20 protein-coding genes are annotated in these 23,824 nt (G+C 55.0%); 12 read left to right on the top strand and 8 right to left on the bottom strand.

What is annotated here, in order from left to right; genetic code table 11:
• Positions 1–49 precede the first annotated feature (49 nt).
• From hisC to R5H23_RS05930, 3 genes are read right to left on the bottom strand one after another with little or no spacing between them, the layout of a single operon-like run.
• Positions 50–1,120, bottom strand: a complete 1,071-nt coding sequence (hisC, locus tag R5H23_RS05920; protein WP_211504076.1) for a histidinol-phosphate transaminase — start codon at positions 1,118–1,120, stop codon at positions 50–52.
• A complete protein-coding gene (locus R5H23_RS05925) occupies positions 1,117–1,620 on the bottom strand; it encodes an ankyrin repeat domain-containing protein (protein ID WP_046899923.1) in 504 nt (167 codons plus the stop codon). Before R5H23_RS05925 ends, hisC begins: the two co-directional genes overlap by 4 nt.
• A gap of 35 nt (positions 1,621–1,655) precedes the next feature.
• Positions 1,656–2,675 (bottom strand): MBL fold metallo-hydrolase, encoded by a 1,020-nt coding sequence (locus R5H23_RS05930; RefSeq protein WP_317214798.1) that lies wholly within the window; start codon positions 2,673–2,675, stop codon positions 1,656–1,658.
• 121 nt (positions 2,676–2,796) lie between these two features.
• On the opposite strand from R5H23_RS05930, the gene tkt reads away from it, so the two are divergent.
• From tkt to R5H23_RS05985, 11 genes are all read left to right on the top strand, one after another.
• Positions 2,797–4,854 carry a transketolase gene (tkt, locus tag R5H23_RS05935; RefSeq protein WP_086634411.1) on the top strand — a complete coding sequence of 686 codons (2,058 nt, stop codon included), beginning with the start codon at positions 2,797–2,799 and terminating at the stop codon, positions 4,852–4,854.
• Between the two features lie 11 nt (positions 4,855–4,865).
• On the top strand, positions 4,866–7,736 hold the full coding sequence (locus R5H23_RS05940; RefSeq protein ID WP_211497755.1) for a bifunctional transaldolase/phosoglucose isomerase: 2,871 nt from the start codon (positions 4,866–4,868) through the stop codon (positions 7,734–7,736).
• Between the two features lie 2 nt (positions 7,737–7,738).
• Positions 7,739–8,737: a phosphogluconate dehydrogenase (NAD(+)-dependent, decarboxylating) gene (gene gnd / locus R5H23_RS05945; protein WP_046899919.1), complete on the top strand. Its 999-nt coding sequence runs from the start codon at positions 7,739–7,741 to the stop codon at positions 8,735–8,737.
• An 82-nt stretch (positions 8,738–8,819) separates the two neighbouring features.
• The gene (locus R5H23_RS05950) at positions 8,820–9,680 is read left to right on the top strand and encodes a Cof-type HAD-IIB family hydrolase (RefSeq protein WP_046899918.1); all 861 of its coding nucleotides are present in this window, start codon (positions 8,820–8,822) and stop codon (positions 9,678–9,680) included.
• Positions 9,677–10,417 (top strand): 6-phosphogluconolactonase, encoded by a 741-nt coding sequence (gene pgl / locus R5H23_RS05955; protein ID WP_317214799.1) that lies wholly within the window; start codon positions 9,677–9,679, stop codon positions 10,415–10,417. Before R5H23_RS05950 ends, pgl begins: the two co-directional genes overlap by 4 nt.
• Complete coding sequence (gene rpiA / locus R5H23_RS05960; RefSeq protein ID WP_046899916.1) at positions 10,414–11,106, top strand: ribose-5-phosphate isomerase RpiA; 693 nt, start codon at positions 10,414–10,416, stop codon at positions 11,104–11,106. The genes pgl and rpiA overlap by 4 nt, the downstream gene beginning before the upstream one ends.
• Positions 11,094–11,672 (top strand): gluconokinase, encoded by a 579-nt coding sequence (locus tag R5H23_RS05965; protein ID WP_317214800.1) that lies wholly within the window; start codon positions 11,094–11,096, stop codon positions 11,670–11,672. The genes rpiA and R5H23_RS05965 overlap by 13 nt, the downstream gene beginning before the upstream one ends.
• Positions 11,656–12,135, top strand: coding sequence for a YaiI/YqxD family protein (locus tag R5H23_RS05970; RefSeq protein WP_099210648.1), 480 nt, complete (start codon positions 11,656–11,658; stop codon positions 12,133–12,135). Before R5H23_RS05965 ends, R5H23_RS05970 begins: the two co-directional genes overlap by 17 nt.
• Before the next feature lie 75 nt (positions 12,136–12,210).
• Positions 12,211–13,077, top strand: coding sequence for a LysR family transcriptional regulator (locus tag R5H23_RS05975; protein WP_211501963.1), 867 nt, complete (start codon positions 12,211–12,213; stop codon positions 13,075–13,077).
• A gap of 143 nt (positions 13,078–13,220) precedes the next feature.
• Positions 13,221–14,663, top strand: a complete 1,443-nt coding sequence (gene aldA / locus R5H23_RS05980) for an aldehyde dehydrogenase (protein ID WP_317214801.1) — start codon at positions 13,221–13,223, stop codon at positions 14,661–14,663.
• Positions 14,664–14,720: 57 nt separating this feature from the next.
• A complete protein-coding gene (locus tag R5H23_RS05985) occupies positions 14,721–15,248 on the top strand; it encodes a type 1 glutamine amidotransferase domain-containing protein (protein WP_086634417.1) in 528 nt (175 codons plus the stop codon).
• Positions 15,249–15,257: 9 nt separating this feature from the next.
• On the opposite strand, the gene R5H23_RS05990 is transcribed toward R5H23_RS05985, so the two are convergent.
• Complete coding sequence (locus tag R5H23_RS05990) at positions 15,258–15,608, bottom strand: STN domain-containing protein (protein WP_317214802.1); 351 nt, start codon at positions 15,606–15,608, stop codon at positions 15,258–15,260.
• 159 nt (positions 15,609–15,767) lie between these two features.
• On the opposite strand from R5H23_RS05990, the gene R5H23_RS05995 reads away from it, so the two are divergent.
• Positions 15,768–17,195: a glycosyltransferase 61 family protein gene (locus tag R5H23_RS05995; RefSeq protein WP_317214803.1), complete on the top strand. Its 1,428-nt coding sequence runs from the start codon at positions 15,768–15,770 to the stop codon at positions 17,193–17,195.
• 48 nt (positions 17,196–17,243) lie between these two features.
• Here the strand turns inward: R5H23_RS05995 and R5H23_RS06000 are convergent, their stop codons facing one another.
• The 4 genes from R5H23_RS06000 to R5H23_RS06015 all read right to left on the bottom strand — a co-directional run bounded on the left by R5H23_RS06000 (position 17,244) and on the right by R5H23_RS06015 (position 23,820).
• Positions 17,244–18,461, bottom strand: coding sequence for a glycosyltransferase (locus R5H23_RS06000; RefSeq protein WP_317214804.1), 1,218 nt, complete (start codon positions 18,459–18,461; stop codon positions 17,244–17,246).
• 312 nt (positions 18,462–18,773) lie between these two features.
• Positions 18,774–19,886, bottom strand: a complete 1,113-nt coding sequence (locus tag R5H23_RS06005; RefSeq protein ID WP_211499975.1) for a glycerophosphodiester phosphodiesterase family protein — start codon at positions 19,884–19,886, stop codon at positions 18,774–18,776.
• Positions 19,887–19,896: 10 nt separating this feature from the next.
• Positions 19,897–22,275 carry a TonB-dependent receptor gene (locus tag R5H23_RS06010; RefSeq protein ID WP_211509312.1) on the bottom strand — a complete coding sequence of 793 codons (2,379 nt, stop codon included), beginning with the start codon at positions 22,273–22,275 and terminating at the stop codon, positions 19,897–19,899.
• A 99-nt stretch (positions 22,276–22,374) separates the two neighbouring features.
• Entirely contained in the window at positions 22,375–23,820 is a 1,446-nt protein-coding gene (locus R5H23_RS06015; protein ID WP_064273877.1) for an ATP-binding protein, read from the bottom strand.
• Positions 23,821–23,824 lie beyond the last annotated feature (4 nt).

Consider the following 23,824-nt stretch of genomic DNA (forward strand, 5'->3'; position numbering starts at 1 on the left):
CTCTGAAAGGTCATGATCGTGAGGGCGGATCAGTCCGCCCAACTGTGGTTCAGGATCGGTTTGTGAGAATGATGGCCCGCAGGGCGTCAATCAGGCGTGTGCAGGCCTCGTCAGTTCCGATCGTGACGCGTAGCCAGTTCTGGATACGCGGGGTTGAAAGATGCCGCACCAGGATCGAACGCTCGCGCAGGGCGCTGGCAATCGATCCGGCCGGATGCGCCGGGTGGCGCATGAGAATGAAGTTGGCACAGGATGGAAGGACTTGGAAGCCGAGATTTTCCAGTTCAGGGACAAGTGTTTTCCGGCTGGCAATCACCCGGGCTGTAATCTCTTCCAGCCAGTCCGTGTCTTTGATGGCAGCGATAGCCCCCGCCTGCGCCGGGCGTGAAAGCGGATAGGAGTTGAAGCTGTCCTTGACGCGGATCAGTCCTTCAATCAGCTCCGGCGAGCCGATTGCGAAACCGACGCGCAGCCCTGCCAGAGCATAGGATTTTGACAGTGTCTGGACGACCAGAAGGTTGTCATGACGCTTCGTCAGCTCAATGGCCGAGTCGGCACCGAAATCCACGTATGCTTCGTCGATGATGACCGTCCGGTCTGGATGACGAAGAGCGAGCGTCTCGATCTGTTCAAGCGAGAGGGCCAAACCCGTGTTGGCGTTGGGGTTCGCGACGACAACGCCACCGCAGGGGCCATCATAAGCGTTGATGTCGATCTCGTAGTCGTCGTTGAGCGGGAACTGCTTGAAGGGCTGTTCAAACAGGCTGCAATAGACCGGATAGAAGCCGTAAGTGACGTCCGAGAAGTAGAGCGGTGCGTCATCGTGAAAGAGGGCACGGAAGGCGTGAGCCAAGACTTCATCGGAGCCATTTCCAACGAAAACCCGGTCTGTTGTGACACCGAAGCGCTTTGCGATGGTTTCACACAGGACCGTCGCAGTTGGGTCCGGGTAAAGGCGAAGGTCGTCCGTTGCAGTCTCTCGAATAGCCTCTAGCACCCGCGGGCTCGGACCATACGGAGACTCGTTTGTATTGAGCTTCAGCAGGTTGGTTAGTTTAGGTTGTTCGCCGGGGACGTAAGGGTCCAGAGCGTGGACGCGTTTATTCCAGAAGCGGCTCATGCACCTGTTTCCTGATCGAAAAAGCCAGTCACACCCTGTCGCTCTGCGAGGTCACGGGCAGAAACGCCGTCGCCATCCCGATGATCCGGATTGGCGCCCGCAGACAGAAGAAGCCGTGCCATGTCCGTACGGCCAAACATGATGGCGAACATCAGAGGCGTCCGGCCCGAGAAATTTGCGTGATCCACCTGAGCGCCATTGTCGATCAGAACCTGTGCAATGTCCGTCATGCCTTTGAAGGCGACGCCGGACAGGGCCGTGGCCCCCTTCAGATCAACGGATTCCGTATTGGCTCCGCGTGCGAGGAGTAGCCGCGCGGCGTCCAGATGTCCGTTGTAGGTCGAGACAATGAGGGCCGTGTAGCCGCGACTGTCAGGTGTATCGATGACCATTCCTGCATCCAGAAACTGGGTCAGGAGGTCCGTGTCACCCTCACGGGCGGCGTCAATGAACAGGGCAGTGATCTGTTCAGGCGTGAAATTGACGGTCTGTGCGTTCATGACGGTTTCCACAAGGGGGACATAGTGCCGTTAGGTTAGCGGCTTGCGGGAGGGGGCGAAAGAGCCAGGGTTTCCCCGTTTTCCAGAGCTTTAAAGGGACGGGCACGGTCCTGAAAGGCCAGATTGAGGCGTGCCGCAGGCTCCAGAATAGCTTCATCAGTCAACTGGAATGTCCCGAAGTGAATGGCCATCGCCTGGGTGGGCTTGAGGGTGTCAAAGGCCATGACCGCCTCTTCCGGATTCATGTGTACACGACGCATGAAATTGCGTGGCTCGTAGGCACCGATTGGCAGGATTGCGAGGTCAATCGTGTTCCAGCGATTATGGATCGCATCAAAGTGACGGCCCCACGCTGTGTCCCCGGCAAAGAACACGGTTTTGTCCTGCGTTTCGATCATGAAGCCGCCCCAGAGGGCCTTGTTCTGATCGAATGGAGTACGGGCACTTCCATGTAGGGCGGGCGTTGCAGAAATGCGCGCGCCTTCCGCCTGCGTGCTGTTCCACCAGTCAAGTTCGACAATGCGGGGCAGCTCAGCTTTTTCCAGATGGCTGCGGTTTCCCGGCAACGTAATGCACAGCGGATCACCTTTGCGCGCCAGAATGCGCAGAGTTGGGAGATCCATATGGTCGTAATGGCAATGTGAAACCAGAATGAGATCGATCGGCGGCAGGTCTTCAAAACAGATGCCGGGTGGCCGGACGCGTCGGGGGCCGAAACTCCGGAACGGGGAGCAGCGTTCTGAAAACACCGGGTCCGTGATGATGCGTAATGGTTCACGTCCCTGCCGGCCGAACTGAAGCAGAACGGTGGCATGGCCGATGAACGTTGCGAGACATTCGCCGGGCGCGGGAGCAGTCAGGGTGTGGGGTTTCTGAGGGGGCAGGGCATCAGGCCAGCGGGGACGCAGGCTGAGCTGCCACTTCAGGATATTGCGGAAGCGCTGGGCAGGGGTTCGTCCTGAAACAGCGTTATCCGGGCGCCACGAAGGTGGGTTGAAATAACGTGTTCCATCGAAGTGAGGCGGGTTGTCGTCAAGCACAAGACCGTGTTTCACAATATGGTTTACCCATCAAGCATTGCGTCAGACGTGATATCGCGTCATGCCGTGGCTGCAGAAGGTGCGGGGGCATCATTGACCTTTCCCCCGCTCGTCACAAGCCGGAGACCCCATACCGATGAGTACGCTTCCTGAACTCGGTATCAATACCATCCGCACCCTTTCCATGGACGCCGTCGAGCGTGCGAATTCCGGGCATCCCGGAACCGCAATGGCTCTCGCCCCGGCCATGTATGCGCTTTGGCAGCATGATCTGAACTACGATCCTGCCGATCCGCTATGGCCAGCCCGTGACCGGTTCGTCCTGTCCGTCGGACACGCCTCTATGCTCCTGTACTCGACGCTGTTCCTGACAGGCGTTCGGGACATCCAGGATGGAAAGGTCGTGGACCAGCCAGCTCTCACTGTCGAGGACCTGAAGCAGTTCCGCCAGCTGAGCTCCCGGACGCCGGGCCACCCGGAATATCGTTTCACCTCAGGTGTTGAAACAACGACCGGCCCGCTGGGTCAGGGCTGTGGCAACTCCGTGGGTATGGCCATTGCTGAAAAGTGGCTGGCTGAAACGTACAACCGCCCTGGCTTCAAGCTGTTCGACTATCACGTCACGGTTTTCTGTGGTGATGGCGACATGATGGAAGGTGTGGCTTCAGAAGCGGCTTCAACGGCCGGTCATCTGGGCCTCGGCAACCTGACCTGGGTTTACGATTCCAATCAGATCTCCATTGAAGGCTCGACCGACCTTGCCCTGACCGAAGACGTTGGCAAGCGTTTCGAGGCCTATAAGTGGCACGTTCAGACACTGACGGACGGTAACGACGTTCAGGCAATTCTGAAGGCCCTTCAGGAAGCCAAGAAGGTCACGGACCGCCCGAGCATGATCGTTCTGAAGACGGTCATTGGTTACGGTGCGCCGAAGAAGGCCGGCACGGCATCTGCTCATGGTGAACCGCTGGGCAAAGATGAAATCAAGGGCGCAAAGGCAGCTTATGGCTGGCCGGAAAATGCCGGTGATTTCTATGTTCCGGATGGTGTCCAGGAGCATTTCGCCGAAGGTCTCGGCAAGCGCGGTGCGGCAGCCAGTGCCCAGTGGCGCGAACTGTTCTCGGCTTACAAGGAAGCGCATCCGAAGGAAGCCGCCGAGCTTGAAGCAATCTTCGAGCACCGTCTGCCAGAAGGCTGGGACAAGGACATCCCGGTTTACGAAGCTGATGCCAAGGGCGTTGCATCCCGTGCAAGCTCTGGCCAGGTGCTGAATGCCGTTGCCAAGAACCTGCCCTGGATGATTGGTGGGTCTGCTGACCTGACGCCCTCCACGAAGACAGACATCAAGGGTGGTGGATCGTTCCAGCCGCCGCAGTGGGGTGGTACCTATGGTGGCCGCAACCTGCACTTCGGTGTGCGTGAACACGCCATGGGTTCGATCTGTAATGGTATCGCGCTGTCCGGCATCCGTGCCTATGGCTCCGGCTTCCTGATCTTCTCTGATTACATGAAGGCTCCGATCCGTCTGTCGGCCATCATGGAACTGCCAGTCACGTATATCTTCACGCATGACTCCATCGGCGTCGGTGAAGATGGCCCGACCCATCAGCCGATCGAGCAGCTTGCTCAACTTCGCGCGACCCCGGGCATCATGACGATCCGCCCATCCGACGCCAACGAAGTGGCAGAGGCATGGCGCACGCTGATCCCGATGACGCACAAGCCTGCTGTTCTGGCTCTAAGCCGCCAGAATCTGCCAACCATTGACCGCACGAAGTATGCAGCGGCTTCCGGTCTGGCCAAGGGCGCGTACGTTCTGGCCTCCTGTGAAGGTAAGCCGGATGTGATTCTGATGGCTTCGGGTTCTGAAGTATCGCTGGTTGTCGAAGCTTATGAAAAGCTTACGGCAGAAGGTGTGAAGGCCCGCGTGGTGTCGATCCCGAGTTTCGATCTGTTTGAAGAGCAGAGCCAGGAATACCGCGATTCCGTTCTGCCGCCTGACGTGATCGGCCGCGTGGCTGTCGAGCAGGCTGCGGCCTTCGGTTGGGACCGTTATGTCGGTCTTGGCGGCTCGATCATTGCCATGAATTCGTTTGGTGCATCGGCTCCTGCCTCTGCACTTCTGACCAAGTTCGGTTTTACGCCGGAAGCAGTTTATGGCGCCGCGAAGCGTCAGGCTGCCCGTAGCAAGTAAGGAGAGAACCTGTGGCGGACACAATCTCTAACACCGGCCTAGACAAAGTGGGCAGTGTCCTGCGGGATCTGGAAAAGCACGGCCAGTCCCCCTGGCTGGACTTTATTCAGCGCAGTTTTACGGAAGATGGCAGCCTCAAGAAGCTCGTCGAGGAAGACGGGCTTCGCGGGGTCACCTCCAACCCGGCCATTTTCGAGAAGGCCATCGGTAAGGGGACGGAATACGATCCCCAGATCCGCAAGCTTCTCGAAGGCGAAGGTCTCTCTGCTGGAGACCTTTACGAGCACCTCGCGATTGACGACATCCGCGCTGCCTGCGGTGTTCTTTATCCGGTGTTCGAAAAGACAAAGGGTCTGGACGGGTACGTCAGCCTCGAAGTCTCTCCGTATCTGGCCTTTGACGCGCACGGCACCATCACGGAAGCCCGTCGCCTGTGGAAGGCTGTTGGTCGCAAGAACCTGATGGTCAAGATTCCGGGTACGGAAGAAGGCACGGGTGCCATCCGCGAAGCGATTGCAGACGGCATCAACATCAACGTGACGCTGCTGTTCTCTCTGGATGCCTACAAGGCCGTTCTGGAAGCTTACATTTCCGGTCTTGAAGCCCGCGCAGCCCGTGGGGAAGACATTTCCCACATCTCTAGCGTTGCTTCCTTCTTCGTCAGCCGTATTGACGCAAAGATCGATGGCGAAATCGACCGTCGCGTCGCTGCTGGTGACAAGGACGCAGAAGCGCTCAAGGCTCTGCGTGGCAAGGTTGCCATCGCAAACGCCAAGGCCGCCTATCAGTATTACCTTGACGTCAAAAAGAGCCCGCGCTGGCAGGCGCTTGCTGCCAAGGGTGCAAACCCGCAGCGTCTGCTCTGGGCCAGCACCGGCACGAAGGACAAGGCTTACTCTGACGTCCTGTACGTCGAAGAGCTGATTGGTCCTGAGACGGTCAACACCATTCCGCCAGCAACGTTCGATGCGTTCCGCGATCACGGCAAGCTCCGTGAGAGCCTGACGGAAAACATTGAAGAAGCCCGTCACGTTCTTGCTGAGGCCGAGCGCCTTGGTCTGGATCTGGCCGGTGTCACGGCGAAGCTGGTGAAGGATGGCTGTGCCTCCTTCTCTGAATCCTTCGACACTCTTCTCGGTGCGGTCGCTGAAAAGCGGGAGTCTGTGCTGGGAAAACGGTTGCTCCACGTCACAGCTGACCTTCCCTCGGATATCCGCGACGATGTTGCTGAATCCGAGACGGCGTGGAGCAAGGAAGGTCTGGTCCGTCGCATCTGGGCGAAGGACGCCTCTGTCTGGACGAATGGTGCTGAAGCCGGTTGGCTGAACTGGCTGACCATCGTTCAGGATCGTCTGTGGCACATTGAAGAGCTGGAACTTCTGGCTCGTGATGTCCGCAGTCGTGGTTTCTCTGACATCCTGCTTCTGGGTATGGGCGGTTCGAGCCTTGGCCCAGAGGTTCTGGCCGAAACCTTCGGTCAGCAGGAAGGTTGGCCGAAGCTGCACGTTCTCGACAGCACCGACCCGCAGCAAGTTCGGGCTTACGAGAAGGCCGTTGATCTCAAGAAGACCCTGTTCATCGTGGCCAGCAAGTCTGGCGGCACGCTGGAGCCGAACATTCTGTTCGCGCATTTCTGGACGGTTGCCGGTCAGGCTCTGGGCAAGGCTCCGGGCGATAACTTCATCGCCATCACGGACCCTGACTCCCACATGCAGAAGGTCGCCGAAGAGAACGGCTTCTGGCGTATTTTCTACGGTGATCCGAAGATTGGTGGACGGTTCTCTGTCCTGTCAAACTTTGGACTGGTGCCAGCCGCAGTCAGCGGTCTTGATGTTCGCAAGTTCCTGACCATTACCAATCTGATGGTCGAGAGCTGTGGTCCGAGCGCACCGGCACACGTTAACCCGGGTGTGACGCTGGGTCTGATCCTTGGTCATTCCGCCAAGTGCTTCGGTCGTGACAAGGTGACAATCCTTGCGTCCAAGGGCATTGCGTCCTTCGGGGCCTGGCTTGAGCAGCTTATTGCGGAAAGCACCGGTAAGAAGGGCACAGGTCTGATCCCGATTGACGAGGAAGTGCTCGGCACGCCTGACGTCTACGGCAAGGACCGCGTTTTCGTGGATATCCTGCTGGGCGACGACGTTCCGGACAGTCGTCTTGGGGCACTGCGTGAAGCTGGAGCTCCGGTGATTACGGTGCGTCTGGCAGACAAAAACGAGATCGGGCAGGCCTTTTTTGTCTTTGAATTTGCAACTGCTGTTGCAGGTGCGGTTCTGGGCATTGACCCGTTTGATCAGCCGGATGTCGAGTTCAGCAAGGTTGAAACCCGCAAGCTGACGAACGCCTATGCTGAAACTGGTTCATTGCCAGCAGAAGAGCCGTTCGCAATCGACGGAAAGCTGTCTTTCTACGCAGACGAAAAGAATGCGGGTGTTCTTGGGGGAGGAGACGCTGTTTCCGTTCTCAAGAAGCATTTCAGCCGTGTTGGTGCGGGCGATTATGTCGGTCTTCTGGCCTATATCGAACGCAACCGTGAAACACGGGACTGGGCGCAGGACGTTCGGATGGAATTGCGCGACGTGCTGAAGGTTGCCACGGCAGCCGAGTTCGGTCCGCGGTTCCTTCACTCGACAGGCCAGGCATACAAAGGTGGCCCCGACAGTGGTGTTTTCCTTCAGGTAACTGCTGCTGATGCTGCTGATGTCCCGGTTCCGGGGCATGGTTTCAGCTTCGGTGTCGTCAAGGCGGCACAGGCACGTGGTGACTTCGAAGTTCTCTCGGCCCGTGGGCGTCGTGCCCTCCGGGTGCATATCGATGGACCGTTGGAAGAGGGCCTGAAGACCCTTGCCACGGCAATCCATAAAGCGGTGGCAGGAGCATAAACATGCGGATCGGTATCATTGGTCTGGGTCGTATGGGCGGCAATATTGCCGTCCGTCTGACCCGGCATGGACATGATGTTGTTGTGCATGACCGCACGGCTGCCGTGACGGCAGCGACTGTGGAGCGATCCGAAAAGGGTCGCGCCACAGGCGTGGACAGCGTCGAGGCGCTTGTGAAGGGTCTTGAAGGTGACACGCATCGTGTCGTCTGGGTCATGCTTCCGGCTGGTGCGATTACCGAAGCCTGCGTGAAGCAGCTCGGCACGCTTCTCGGCAAGGGAGATGTCATCATTGATGGTGGCAACAGCTACTACAAGGATGACGTCCGTCGTGCGGAAGAGCTGGCAGCGAAGGGGATTTCCTACGTTGACGTTGGCACGTCCGGCGGTGTGTGGGGCCTCGAACGTGGCTACTGCATGATGTATGGCGGGCCGAAAGAGGCTGCGGATTATATCGATCCAATTCTGGCGGCTCTGGCTCCTGGAAAGGGCGATGTTCCCGTCACGCCGAACCGCGATGCGACCAATCTCGATCCGCGTGCCGAGCAGGGTTATCTGCACTGTGGTCCGTCCGGTTCGGGCCACTTTGTGAAGATGATCCATAACGGCATCGAGTACGGCATGATGCAGGCCTTCGCTGAAGGCTTTGACATCATGAAGAGCAAGAACTCACCCGTTCTGGCCGAAGGTGAACGCTTCGACCTGAACATGGCGGATATTGCCGAAGTCTGGCGTCGCGGCAGTGTCGTGTCGTCCTGGCTGCTGGATCTGACGGCGGAAGCGCTCGCGAAGTCAGGCGAACTGTCCGAGTTCTCGGGTGAAGTTGCTGACTCTGGTGAAGGTCGCTGGACGATCGAAGCCGCGATTGAAGAAAATGTGCCGGCGCCAGTGATGACGGCGGCGCTGTTTACCCGTTTCCGTTCGCGGTCGGGCAATAACTTCGCCGAGAAGATTCTCTCGGCGCAGCGTTTCGGCTTTGGCGGTCACGTCGAGCAGAAATAAGCCCCTCTGACGGATGGGCAAGGGGGAGTGGGCACAGTATGCTCACTCCCCCATTCAATATGGCCGACCGACAGGGGCTTGTATGTCCATTGACCTAGATACCATTCACGCGGAACTTCCAGCGCTTCCGGAGACGATCCGGATGGTTGTGTCCGACATGGATGGAACGCTCCTGACACCGGAAAAGACAATCGCTCCCTCTACAATGGCGATGGCAAAGGAGCTCCAGAAGCGCGGTATTCCGCTCTGTCTGGCAAGCGCGCGGCCTCCGGCTGCGATGACAAAATACATCTCACAACTCGGCTTGAGCGGTCAGAACGCGGGTTTCAACGGCGGCATTATCTTCTCGCCGGACGGAACACCGACAGTGAGCCGTGTCCTGTCGCGTGATGTGCTCTCCGTGGTGCATGACATGCTGCATGTTCATGGAATTGAAACGTGGTTGTTGCGTCAGTCTTACTGGATGGTCAGTGACGCCGCGACGCCGTTTGTCGAGCATGAGCGCCGTATCACCGGGCTGACGCCTCATGCCGTGCCGGATCTGCGTCATGAGTTTGACGGGATCGGTAAGGTCATGGGTGTGAGTAACAACTACGATCTGCTTCAGCGTGTCGAGACGGAACTGGCTGTTATGCTTCGTGGTGAAGCCAGTGTGCGCCGTTCCTCCGAAATGCTACTCGATATTACGCCTGCGCTCGCCAACAAGGGCGAAGCCGTCCGTGAGTTGGCTCTCGCTCACGGTGTAAAGCCGCATGAAGTGGCCTGTCTGGGTGATGCCCACAACGACCTGCCGATGTTTGCTGTCGCGGGGTTGGGCATTGCCATGGGACAGGCTGAAGACGATGTGAGAGCCGCTGCCCAGGTTCTTACTGACACCAATGAGCGTGATGGCTGGGCCAAAGCCATTGAGCGCTACATTCTGCCAAGGGTCAAAAACACATGACGACCGATATCCGTACTGCCACACTGGAAACACTGCCGAGCTCAGAAGCAGTAGCCCTTCGAATGGCGGATCTTCTGGTGGAAGGTGTTTTTGCCAAGACGGACGGCAAGTTCCGTGTGGCTCTGTCTGGTGGTTCGACACCCAAGCGACTGTTCGAACTGCTGGCCGAGCCAGAGCTGGCAAAGCGCATTCCGTGGGATCGTATTGAGATTTTCTACGGGGATGAGCGCCATGTTCCCGAAGGGCATGCAGACAGCAACCATACGGTTGGCCAGTCTGTTCTGATCAGCCATGTTCCGGTTCCTGCCGAGAACGTGCATCCGATCCCGACGGGTGGGACGGTCGAGGCAGATGCGCGCGCCTATCAGAAAACTCTTGAGACTGCATACGGCGCGACGGAGCTGGACCCGGCTCGTCCGCTGTTTGATCTCGTGATGCTTGGCCTGGGAACTGATGGACATACGGCCTCCCTGTTTCCGGGCGAGCCTGTGCTTCAGGAAAAGACGGCATGGGTTGGAACGGCAGCGCCGAAGACCGCACCCTACGAGCGTATTACGCTGACGTATCCTGCCATCCATTCCAGCGCGCTGGTCGTCTTTCTGGTGACCGGGGCATCCAAGGTTGAAATGCTTCAGCGTCTTCGTGAAGGCGACAAAACTCTGCCGTCTGCAAATGTGACCAGTGTAGGTCGGATCGTCATTCTGGCAGATCGTGCCGCAACGGGAGACGCCGCATGAGCTCGGATATGGAGGCGCACAAGCGCACTGCGGCGCGTCGTGCTGCCGATATGGTCAAGAGTGGCATGGTGGTTGGACTCGGCACGGGAAGCACCGCCACCTACATGATCGAGCGGCTCGGTGAGCGCGTGGCAGAAGGCCTTCACATTGTCGGGATTCCGACATCCGAAGACAGTGCCCGCAAGGCTAAAAAAGCGGGTATTCCACTGACGGATTTTTCCGCTCATCGTCAGCTCGATATTGCCATTGATGGCGCGGATGAGGTTCAGCGGGGGCCGTTGCACCTCATCAAGGGCCTTGGCGGGGCGCTTCTGCGTGAAAAGATCGTGGCTCAGGCTTCGAAGATATTTGTGGTGATTGTGGATGGCAGCAAGCCGGTTGATCACCTTGGGGAGCGTGCTCCTGTTCCCGTGGAAGTGATTCCTTTTGGTTGGGAATGCACGGCAGAACGGTTGTCAGCCTGCGGTGCCAAGGGCGTTAAGCCCCGGACCGACCGTGATGGGAACCTGTTCGTCAGTGACAATGGCAACATGATCCTGGACTGCACGTTCGGCCCGATCGAGGACCCGGAAGATCTGGCGCGCCAAATAGACGCGATCGTGGGCGTGGTGGAACACGGCATGTTCCTGAACATGGCGTCTGAAGTTCTGGTTGCGACAGAACAGGGAGTGGAGCGATGGGAACCATAGAGACTGCGCACGTCAGTAAGGCCATAGGTGTCCGGCCGCGTTTTCTGGTCGTGATGGGTGTTTCCGGGACAGGCAAGACAACGATCGCCACCGGCCTTGCCACCCGCCTGGGGTGGCATTTTCAGGAAGGGGATGCGCTCCATCCCCAAAGTAACGTTGACAAGATGAGCTCAGGTCAGCCGCTGACGGACGAAGACCGCAAGCCCTGGCTGGAACTCTGTCGTGACTGGCTGAGCAGGGAAGTAAAAGCGGGTCATGGTGCTGTCCTGACCTGCTCCGCCTTGAAGCGCATTTATCGCGAACAGCTACGCCGCGATCTTCCCGTTGAATTTATTCATATTCGTGTTGCTCGTGACACTCTGGCTGATCGTATGACCCATCGAAAAGGTCATTTCATGCCGCCAAGTCTGCTGCCGAGCCAGCTTTCCACATTTGAAGAGCCTGGTGACGACGAGCCGGTTATTCATGTTTGTGGTGAAGATCACCCCGATGTTGTGCTGGAGAAGCTGATCCAGCAGTTTCGTGATGAAGAAAACCAGAAGGAACTCCATGCGGCTGTTGGTTGATGCAGATGCCTGCCCTGTAAAGGACGAGATTTACCGTGTGGCAGGCCGTTATGGCCTCCAGACGCTGGTTGTTGCCAATCGCTGGATCAATATCCCCCAGTCGCCACTGATTGAGCGTGTGGTCGTGCCGGAAGGGCCAGACGTTGCGGATGACTGGATTGCAGAGCAGGCTGTCACAGCAGACATCGTGGTTACGAACGACGTGCCACTGGCCGTGCGGTGTCTGGAAAAGGGGGCTGCCGTTTTGCGCCCTAATGGCGAAGAAATCGATGATCGGTCCGTGGGAATGGTCTCGGCCATGCGGGATCTGATGCATGACCTGCGCGAAACCGGGGTGATGAATACGTACAATCCATCCTTTGGAAAAGCGGATCGAAGCCGGTTTCTTTCCGCTCTCGATACGCTCATCGTGCGACTCCGCAGGAAAGCTGCCCTTTCCAGAGTGATCCCCAGTTCTTCATAAAACATCCACAGGGACGTCCCCGGAGATGTTCCATGAATCTGGGGATAAGAGTCCGCTGCTGAGGAAAAATCGCCCATGAATCCGTTGCGTCTTGCACAGCTGGAAATGTTCTGTGCTGTCGTCGAGACAGGAACGGTGGTGGCAGCGTCACGGAAACTGAACTGTGTGGCGTCCAACGTGACGGCGCGCTTGCGGGAACTGGAGCAGCTTCTGGGGCGGGAGTTGTTTACGAGGGAAAAGAACCGTCTCTTTCTGACGCCGGAAGGACGATTGTTTCACCAACAGGCCAAAACCGTCGTGGAAGAGGCACGGCACCTGACAGATCTCTTTTCTGAAGGCGTGCCTCGCGGGATACTGACTGTTGGGGCCTTGGACGTCGCACTGAAGGAATATTTACCCAGTCGAGTGCCGCAGTTTCTGGCAGCGGCACCGGGTGTAGAGATCAGGATACTGATCCGGCCGACAGATACGCTTGAGCGTATGCTGGTTGATGGCGAGATTGATCTTGCTCTGACGGATGGGCCAATCGAGCATCCCATGATGGGCAGCGCATTTGCCTTTCGCGAACGTCTGGCACTTATTTTGCCCGAAGGACAGAAGACACTTCAGTCAGGCCAGACAGTCTTTCTGTTCAATACAGACTGTTTGTATCGCCGGTATTTTGAGGCTTGGCTGGAGCAGAAGGGCTTTGGCGGTGGTCTTATCCATACCGTTGAGTCTTATGACGTCATTATGGCCTGCGTAGAGGCGGGGTTGGGAATTTCGTGTATTCCTCAGAGTGTTCTCTCAACTCTGGGGGCTGTCCGTAAGACAGGCATCGCTGTGCAGTACCCCACAGATCTTCAGGGCAGTGATATCTATTCGGTCTGGCGGGAGCCGCGAGTGAGCGTGTTGGCCCGGCTGTTCATGGATGGTTTGGGTTCAATCTCTAAAGACTCATAAATAGTGAACGAAACACTGATTTATCATCACTTTTAATAAAACATATCTCTTGCCAGTGTCGGGTCATCGATTGAACCGGCAGCGGTCTCATGCGTCTGGAATAAAGCGGCGCAGGATGCGCTTCCTGCAAAACAGGAGCACTCATGGCTCAGAAATACGATCTCTTCATTAACGGTGAATGGGTTTCCCCGCAGACGGGAGAATGGATTGCTGTCGAAAATCCTGCCACGAAACAAACGGTCGGCCAGGCGGCTCGGGGTGGTGAAGCCGATCTGGATAAGGCGGTAGCAGCAGCCAAGGCGGCGTTTCCGGCCTGGAGCCGAAAGACAGCGACGGAGCGCGCGGATTATGTCCATGCGTTGAAAGATCTGGTGAAGCGGGACAAGAAGGTTCTGGCCCAGATCATTACGTCCGAAATGGGTAAGCCCCTAAAGGAAGCTGAAGTCGAAGTTGATTTCGCAATCGGGCTGCTGCGGTTTTCGGCTGAAAACACGCTGCGTCTTCAGGGGGAAATCATTCCGGGGAGTACCCCGGACGAGAAAATTCTGATTGATCGTGTGCCTCTTGGCGTGATTGGCGCCATTACGGCCTGGAACTTTCCGCTGGCTCTTTGTGCTCGCAAGATTGGGCCGGCCATCGCTGCGGGGAATACGATCGTTGTAAAGCCGCACGAACTGACGCCGCTTGCGTCGCTTCATCTGGCAAAGCTGGTTGAGGAAGTCGGCATTCCCAAAGGTGTCGTTAATATTGTCACGGGTGATGGCCCGGAAGTCGGAGTTCCGCTGGTCGCGCATCCGGATGTGAAGCTCATCACCATGACCGGCTCTACGCCTGCCGGGAAAAAGATCATGGCCGCCGCGGCGGAGACGCTGAAGGAAGTTCGACTGGAACTTGGTGGCAAGGCTCCTTTCCTGGTGATGGAAGATGCTGATCTGGAAAAGGCGGCGGAAGCGGCTGTGCAATCTCGCTTCATGAACACGGGGCAGGTCTGTACCTGCAATGAACGTACCTACATCCATGAAGCAGTTTATGACGACTTTGTGCAGAAGGTTCGTCAGAAGATCGACGCACTGAAGGTTGGTCTGCCGACTGACCCTTCAACGGACATGGGCCCCAAGGTGAGCGAAGACGAACTCACCAAGGTTCACGAGATTGTCGAAAAGGCTGTTCGCCAAGGTGCCACGCTGGAAACTGGTGGGAAACGCTTAACGGGCGGTGTCTACGATAAGGGCTATTTTTACGCACCCACACTGCTGACGGACGTCTCGCAGGATATGGACATTGTTCATAACGAGGTGTTTGGCCCTGTCATGTCGCTTATTAAAGTGGTGGATTTTGATCAGGCGCTCGCTTGGGCCAATGACTGCCGGTATGGGCTGTCAGCCTACCTCTTCACGAAGGATCTGGGTCGTATCCTGCGTATGACGCGTGAGCTGGAGTTCGGGGAAGTCTACGTGAACCGTCCCGGCGGTGAAGCGCCGCAGGGTTTCCACCATGGCTACAAAGAAAGTGGCCTTGGGGGGGAAGACGGACAGCACGGGCTGGAAGCCTATGTGCAGACCAAGACGATTTATCTCAACGCTTGATGTTCAAAAGGGCAGTCCGAAACCGGACTGCCCTTTTTTTATGAAAGGACCGGAAACATGGTTAAAGTTGCTGCACTGGCCACTGATGGCCTGGAAGAAATCGAGCTGACATCCCCACAAGAGGCGCTGGAAAAAGCGGGCGCGACTGTGACTGTAATCTCGTTGAAAGCAGGCGAGTTTCAGGCGGTCAACAAGGACATTTATCCGTCTCGCAAAATTAAAGCAGAGCTAGGCATTGCGGATGCAAAAGCTTCCGATTTTGATGCTCTTTTGCTGCCGGGAGGGCTTGCCTCACCTGATAGCCTCCGCATGAACCGGGATGTCGTGGCGTTCGTGAAGGAGTTTGTGAAGGCCAACAAGCCGATCGCTGCAATCTGTCACGGAGCGCAGGTTTTAATCGAAGTAAACGAGCTACGAGGCCGTACCGTTACATCATGGCCTGCAATCAAGACCGATCTTGAAAATGCGGGAGCAAGCTGGGTGGACACAGAAGTTGTGACAGACGGCCCTTATGTTTTCTCACGATGCCCCGACGATCTGCCTGCTTTCAACAAGGCGATTATCAAGCATTTCAAGGTGGGGTGATACATCGCATCACCAAGGCTGGACGAACGAGTCATGAATTGGATGGTCGGTCGTCTGGCTTTGAGATGTAATTTTCCAATGATCTTTCACAAACCGATAGCGTAGGCCGCTCCTTTTTAGGGATCGACTGAATGCCTGTCGGGGTGTCAGGACACCTGAGACGGCTGGCGCTTTCATGGTGCCTAGAAGCGCCGGATCCACCTCTACGAAACACCCTGTCTGGTGAGCAAGGTTTTGCAGTCGCTCATCCATGCGTTGAGTAGGAAGTTTCAGGGAAAACGGGCTCTGCTTGCACTCGGCTGACGCACTGACGGGAGCGCTAAAGAGAATAACGAAAAGACCCACAGAACGAAGATACACGTTAACCTCCTGAGTATTCAGAGGGTTAACGTATGGCTGAACAATTTTGGTTTCTTTTCAAAAGATGTTTTGAAGAATTGAAAAATAGCATAATATTTTTCATCTGAATCGTGAGTGTTTTTTCGATTAAATCGTCTTTAAGATATAGTGGAAATAATTATGAATAAAATAATTTCGGCTAATCCTGTTAGTGCAGGGTTAAAAATTTTTCAAAACCCGCCAGAAATAAATATCTATGATGATGTCCTTTATATCCCGAGAATTCCTGGCCCACATGATTCCAATTACGGTATTTATGATAGTTATGGGCGTCTTGTACAAACAGCTGGCCCTCGTCGAGGTTGGCCAAATTTTTCATTAGGACAGTCTCCAAGTTCTAGTATTTCTCCCTCATCATCATATCCGCGCGCGACGGAGAACTCATATTTTTATGGGGGGCATATTGGAACGCATTTTGGGCATTTTTTGACAGAGACGTTGCCGAGATTTTGGTGCGCGCCACATTGGTATCTTAATAAAAAAATCATCTGCCACAGTGGAGATACTATAGAAAAATTATTTTCCGTTTCTTGGATTAAAGAAATTTTCGAGATGATCGGTCTTGTAAAAGAGCAATTTATTATTTTTGATCGTCCGACGACAGTCACCAGCCTCCTTATTTCTGGCGTATCATTTGAAGAAAATCATTTTTCTCATCGACAATTTGCAGAATTTTGCAATAGATTAGGTAGAAAATATGCTATTGATTTAGGTATTTCTGATCCAATTTTTCTTTCGAGAGAAAAATTTAAAAGTGCGATGAGAACAATAGAAGGTGAGGAGGAAATAACCTCTATTTTAAGTAATAGAGGGTTTAGAATTGTTTACCCGGAAACTCTTTCCATAAGAGAGCAAATGGGTCTTTTTTCTTCTGATAGATTGACCAGCGGGTTTGTTGGCTCCGCATTTCACAATAGTATATTTTGTTCCTCTCCTCGCGGTTTAGCGCTTTGCTATGGCAATAGTTATTCCACAAATTTCTGGCTGATGGACCAGGTCAACGACGCAAATATTCAATATTTTTCGACACCGACACTAATCCTTAAAAACTCTCCAGGAGCTGGCGTTCCCGCAGAGTTCACAATAGATAATCCTATGGACGTTGCGAACCTAGTCATAGATTATTACGAAGATAAAATTGTTTTAAAGGAAGAAAATAACAAAAATAACTACAGTAAAAAGGAAGGTCCTTATTTAATAAAAACAAAATTCGACTCTTTTCTTCAAATAGACCGGCAGCTTGGAAAAATTCATGCTGGAAGTGGAGTCGGCCCGCGGATACATAAAATTTTTGCATATATTTATGATTCAAAATGGATAGAGCTTTCTACAGCAGGTGGGGATGTTTTATCTATGGATCAGCTTGATAGCGTTTCAAATACTTTAAATTTTAAAATGCAGACTAGTCAAAATGAAAAAACATTTTCACTTAAGCATCCGGTCACAAGCCGGTTTGTATCCACAACTCCTGATGGAGTTGTGGAGTGCAATAGAGAATATGCACGAGCTTGGGAGAAATTTTTCTTGATTTCTACAAACCAAGACTAAGCAAAATATTATTGTCTCTTGAAATGTTTAAGGGGCAATACTGTTTCTCTAAAGAGTCCAGTCCTGCATGCGGTCAGAGCGCATGGGGCTGGTGATGGGCTGTTCTAGTTCAGAGAAGCCTGAGAAATGGAAAATTTCCCATTTCTTCATTTCTGACCTCGAAAGCATAACATGGTCACCAAAACTATGATCTGTACAAAGGAAGAGGCCGTTACAGGAAAATCCTACTCCACCGTTTTTTCCATAAATGAGTTTGAAAGTGGCAGCTTCAGAACGTTTTTCCTTTAACGCTGCTTCTCCTGGTTGGCCCCATGTTATCCAAAATGTTTGATCTTTCAAAATTTTGAACTGCACCGTTTCACCTGAGACCGTAGCAATGATTTTAGGTCTTTCATCTTTTTTGTCTGGAGTGGAAATGACAACTTGAGATTTCTGATCCCAGACTAAACTCTGATCTGTGTTATCAGATAAAAACCATTCTCGTTTTGAAATTGTTGGAACCGGAATTCCACTTCTTGATAGAGTTGCAAAAGAAGTATGGAAAATAGCCATCTCTTCTTCATCTCTCCAGCACCAGCGATGTATATGATCATGTCTTATGCTATTAAATACATCACCATTTTTAGAATAATCAGCTACCGGAGGCGGCTTATCAAGGCAGGTAACCTTGAGTGGAGAACGAATGAGATAAAAATTATGATCTCGGCCTGATTTTATGTAGCCTCCCCAGCCTGCTCGTAGAAAGCGTATAGTATGTTCGACATGGGCATGGCCGTACCCCCGAAAGCGGGTGTCGAGATATCCGACGACCGAGAGCGCCTCTCGCGAAAAGGAGCAGCACTGGCCAGTTACATACCGCGAAACAATCGGATTGGAGACAGTGCCAGTTCCGCCAATTCGATCATTTAAGGGCCAGTGAGACGGGGCGAGATTAACGTGACCCCATCGTTTTGCTCCATCGATCCACGCTTGTTCCCAGCCGTCCTCTATTGGGAAAGTGTCTTCTTCAAGAAGAATGACGACATCGCAGTGGCACATTTCATGAAGATAAAAAATCGCTCGGTTTTTGTTCCATACGACCCCACAGTTTGGTCCTCGTATGTAAGCTACCCCGAGCTCTTCAAGCATATTCTGAGTGTTATCAGGTGATCCATCGTCAACGACGATAAGCTCATGATCGGCCTTGGTGTGGCGTCGGACCTGTTCAATGGTGTGGCGTGTAATATCACACCGCTTATAGGATAAGATCGCTATTCCCACACGCATGACTGTTTCCTTGCAAGCCTTGGCGTTTGCGCCACCGGTGTTATTCTTATCAATGGCGTTGCTTTATAATTTCGGCACACCAATTTGTTAAAATGGTAGAGCCTTTTTAGAAAAATGAAAATAAATTTTCGGGATAGTGTTTTTTTCATATTTCTTTTTTAAAAATGTCAGTCTGCTCGTAAAATAAGACAATAGTTAAAAATTCGAATATTTTTAAAGTAATATTTTATTCTAAAAACTCGGTTTTTACAGAGTTTTATACTAGTATATGGGAGGGTATTTCGAGGTAATTAAAATATCCTCCCATTTTTATTAAAATGTTGTGTCCACGAGATGGCGTCCTAGGGCTGGGTCATCTGTGAAGAACCCGTCGATCCCCATATCTAGGTAGCGGCGGACCTCTGCGATCATACCTTGGGGGTTGCGAGCTGCTGGGCCTGCGTCATTTCGAAGCTGAGCAGGAAGAAAGTAGTTTTCCGGGCGTGCTGTGTAGGAATGAACGAGCAGACCTGCACGGTGCGCGTCATCCACCAGTGTGCTGGGTTCAAGCCATGCGCCTTTGGAATCCCGGGGGATCAGATCTGTGTTCGATGGGCCGATGACGTCGGCATAATGACGGACCTCCCTAAGGCCGCTCGGTGTCATCAGGTCGCCGAAGGTTGTTGTTTTTCCTGCTGCGGCAAGATCGGGCGGAACCTGTCTGCGTTCACCCATCAGAAGCATCAGTCGTGTCTGTGGGTTGATGGCCAGTGCCTGCTCCCGGATACGGGCAAGGTTGGACGTTTCGAAAGACTGGATTTCGAGCGGGGCCTGGCGCGTATATTCGTGAGCCGCGATGGTCTTGAGGAAGATTGCTTCCGGATCATGGCCCAGGCTGTGAAAATGCGTGGAATGCTTCAGTTCCGGGATCAGACCGAAGGTCTTGCCGGTGGCAGCAGCCTGAGCCGCCACAACTTCGATGACCTCCTCAAACGTCGGGATTTCGAAGCGGTCGTTGTAGCGGGTGTTATGGACACGAAGGGTGGCCAAACGCTCACGGGCGCGGAGTGTTTTCAGTTCCGCAAGCGTGAAATCCGTGGTGAACCAGCCGGTCTGCTTCTGGCCGTCGATGGTGACGGTCTTTTTGCGGTCGGCGAATTCCGGGTGATCCGAAACGTCTGTCGTATCGGCGATGTTGCTTTCATGACGGACGACCATATGGCCGTCTTTTGTCATGACCAGATCGGGCTCGATGAAATCGGCGCCGTCCAGCATTGCCTTGGCATAAGCACCGAGTGTGTGTTCAGGACGGAGAGCCGACGCGCCACGGTGAGCAAACACCAGTGGCTTTGGAGCCAGGGAAGGAGCCGCCTTTGCGGAGCGGCTCAGGTGAAGGGCAGGGAGGGCTGCGGAAAGCAACCCCAGAGTGCGGCGGCGCGTCAGCATGGATCAGTCCTTACAGCGTGGCGTTCAGTGTCAGGAAGAAGCTGCGCGGGGCAACCGGGAAGGCACTGAACTGACCAGAAGTCTGGGTCGCGTTGATGGTGGACCAGGCGTGTGTGTTGGTCAGGTTGGTGATGTTACCCTGAACACGCAGGGCTGCAATGTGAGGGATGCCATGGAACGTGTAGCCGGCGTTCATGTCAAACTGAGCAAACGGGGCGGCGTACATGTCGTTGGTGTAGGTTGCATAACGCTTGCCGGTCACAACACCGATGAACTGGCCATAAGCATTGCCCCAGTTGGTGCTGAAGACGAACTTCTCAGACCAGGCAGGCATACCCACAACATTCTTGCCAGCCGTATGCACGACTGTCGTGCCGGTGCTGTAGTTATCGTTGTAGGTGGACTTGTTATAGGACAGGCCGTTGTAGAGAGAGAAATGCTCGCCGAAATGGGACGTGAAGGAGAAGTCCATACCATCGGTCGTGACGGAACCAACGTTGGCAAGCGTTGTGGCAGACCCGATGATGGAAGACAGCGTCTGCGTGGTGGCAACAGCCAGAAGGCGGTTCGAGAAGTGCACGTGATAGTATGACAGCTGCCCTTCGATAGACGTCAGCGGGCCGAGGTGGATCTGGCGATGCTCACGCAGACCGGTCTCGTACGTCCATGATGTTTCCGGCTTGCCGTTCTTCTTGAAGTCTTCGAACGCAGCCTGGCTGGTTGCGCCCCAAGGTGTGGCGTTGCCGTAGCCCGCGTCCTGGAAGGAGCGCATGTTTTCCTGAATGGTGGCGAACCACTGTTCATTCGGCGTGATGTTCCAGACCGCACCGAAGGATGGCAGGAACGGACGTTCCGCAGCGATCGTACCACCCGGAGCCGTGACAGCGTAGGACGGAGAGAGCGAGCCCGCCTTGGCAGCAACAGGCAGTGTGCCGTTCGTATAAACGAGCTCAGACTTGAAACCAGCCGTCAGGGAGAAGTTCTTGGAAACCTGCCAGTTGTCCTGCAGATGGGTGACGAACGTGTTGGTGTAGAAGTTGTTCGTATACTGGTCGATCAGGGCGTTCTGCTGGCGCTCGTATGGTGTGGTCGGGTTGTTGGCATCCAGCGGGTACCAGCGACGAGCCTGCGTATTGTTGTTGCGCTCATACCATCCACCAACTTCAATGGAATGCTTGCCGAGGTGGTAGCGCAGTGTGGAGATCAGGCCACCGCGGTTATCCCAGTATTCGGTTGTACGCGTGGCGTAACCGGATCCACCGAAGACCGTGCTGAGATCCTGACCGGGGAAATAAGCTGCGAAGAGGGTAGGCAGACCCGCAGCCGTAATTGGGCCTGCGACGACGCCTTCACCTAGATCATGATGGTAATAGATCGAGTTATCCCAGTGCAGGTTCGCATTGAAATCATGCGTCCACTTTGCATAGGCCAGGAAATCTTCACGCTGGGCAGCGGAATAGTAATTGCGGTAGTTCAGGCCTGCATTCGTGTAGGCAGCTGAATTAATATAGGATTTTGCGTAATTATAATTTGGATACGTGAAGGGACGGACATAAGTGCCGTAGCCCTGTGGCAGCGTTACGCTGTCTTCGTTCGGCTCCACTTTCTGGGACCAGTCAAAGAAGACCGAAAAGCGGTCATGGGCGCTGTGGTGAACGAACTTGGCATTGACCTGATAGCCGCCCTGATGGCCAGCGAAATCCCATGCGCGCGCATCCTGACGAGCGAATGAGACATAGGCCGAGTTGCCATTTCCGAATTCACCTGTGTCGAGACGCGCGAAGGTGCGGAATGTGGACCAGCTGCCAAAGACCTGTTCGATCTGAGCGCCGCGCTTGCGCAGTGGATCCTGCGTCGTAAATTCGAGTGTACCGCCGAGATTGGACGTGGATGCCGTACCCAGACCGCCTGCACCGGTGGCAATGGACGCAGACCCGATGTTTTCGCTGATGGATGCACGCTGCGGGGAGAGGCCGTTGTAGTTACCGTAGGCCTGATCGCCGAGGGGAATTCCATCAAGCGTATAACCGAGCTGCTCTTTGGCAAAACCATGCACATACAGTGATGAGTTCTGTTCGTTGTTGCCCCAGGGGTCAGCATTGTTGAACACAACACCTGGCAGGATCTGCAGCGCCTTGATGGGGTTGATGCCCGGCATGATGCGCTGGATCTGAACGCGGCCCAGTGTCTGCTCGGAGCGGGTGCGCTTTGCGGTAATAACCAGCTGTTCCGATCCGCCGGAAACGGCTGCGGCCTTGTGTGCTGCGGTGTGTTTCTTGCTGTTTGTCGACGCGGTGGCAGCTTTGGCTGAAGGCAGTGCCATGCTCACTGCCAGCGGAGAACAGAAAAGAAAGAGCAGCGCGCGGTTGCGCTGGGATTTGGATGACATGGATAGCTTTCCCGTAACGAAGCGGAGTCGGAACGGGCGGAAACTAGTCTCAATATCGTGATGGTTGTGTGAACCTAGTGTGAAGGCGGCGTGACAGTTTTATGACGCCGTTTGCCAGCCTAGGCCCACGATCGCGACGCGCCGTCCGAACGGGGTCTCCTGCAATACTATGACTTCTCTTTCCTCAAGATATGTCAGCTGGCGGCGGGCCCGCCCTAGTGAGTGCGTGCCGTAGGCGCGGGCAAGAGCGCTGTCATCCGGGCAGGTTTCCGAATCGAGTGCGGTGCGCGCCAGCAACAAAAAGACGCCCTGAACATCTTCCGGCAGAGACGCGGCTATGGCTTCGGCTTTCTGCCACTCTTCACTTTCAGCACGTTCCCGGTCCAGACCCGCGCGGATGGTTGCAAGAATGCGCTGGAAACGACCGAGATCGAGGATGTTTCGTGATAGCCCCTGAATGCGGGCCCGGAGCTGAAAGTCCTGATAGAGAGTGGCAAGCGGCTTGTAATCCGCGCCTTCCTCGGATGCCACGCCAGCAACCATGTCCCAGATATGGGCTGGATCAATCTCAGTCGTTTCGGCTGCTGTGGTGGGTTCTTCAGCCGCTTCGCGGGTCGCGCCATAGGCATCAAGCTGTGCGAGAAGATCCGGCGGAGGGGGGCGTGTTTCGCGGCGGGGGCGCGGCGAAAATTCGTGAACGGGTTCGAGAATAATGTCTCGCAGGTCCTCGGCATCCATGGGCTGCAGGGGAACAAGCACTGGCCCCGTGTTGTGGCTGGCTGTTTCTACGGGGCCGATTGTCAGCAGCTTCGGACGACGGGACAGAGCGGGGCCGAGCGCCATGAACTGCCCGCGGGCAAGATCACGGAACGATTCCGCGGCCCGACGCTCCATGCCCAGAAGATCTGCCGCGCGGGCCATGTCGATGTCGAGGAAGGTCCGGCCCATCAGGAAGTTCGAGGCTTCTGCCGCGACGTTCTTGGCCAGTTTGGCCAGGCGCTGTGTTGCGATGACACCGGCCAGACCACGTTTACGCCCACGACACATGAGGTTTGTCATGGCCCCCAGTGAGAGGCGGCGGGCTTCATCGGATGTGTCCCCGCCCGCAACCGGTGCGAAGAGCTGGGCTTCGTCCACCACAACCAGAGCCGGATACCAGTTGGCGCGGGGTGCTTCGAACATGCCGTTCAGGAATGCACCAGCGGCACGCAGCTGCATTTCGGCTTCCACCTGTTCAAGGTTCAGCACAACAGATGCACGATGCGCCCTGACACGTTCACCGGCTGCGCGCAAACTGGCTTCAGACTGGTCTTCAACGTCAATGACCAGATGGCCATAGCGGTCTGCCAGGGTGACGAAGTCGCCTTCCGGGTCGATCATGACCTGTTGAACGAGGGTTGCTGTCTGTTCCAGCAGGCGGCGCAGAAGGTGGGATTTGCCCGAGCCGGAGTTACCCTGAACCAATAGGCGCGTGGCCAGCAGTTCCGGCAAATCAATGCAGGTGTCTGAGCCGTCGCGGCCCTGTCCGAGAACGATGGATGTCATGGCG

This window comes from Gluconobacter sp. GP1 (assembly GCF_032913585.1).
Lineage (GTDB): Bacteria > Pseudomonadota > Alphaproteobacteria > Acetobacterales > Acetobacteraceae > Gluconobacter > Gluconobacter cerinus.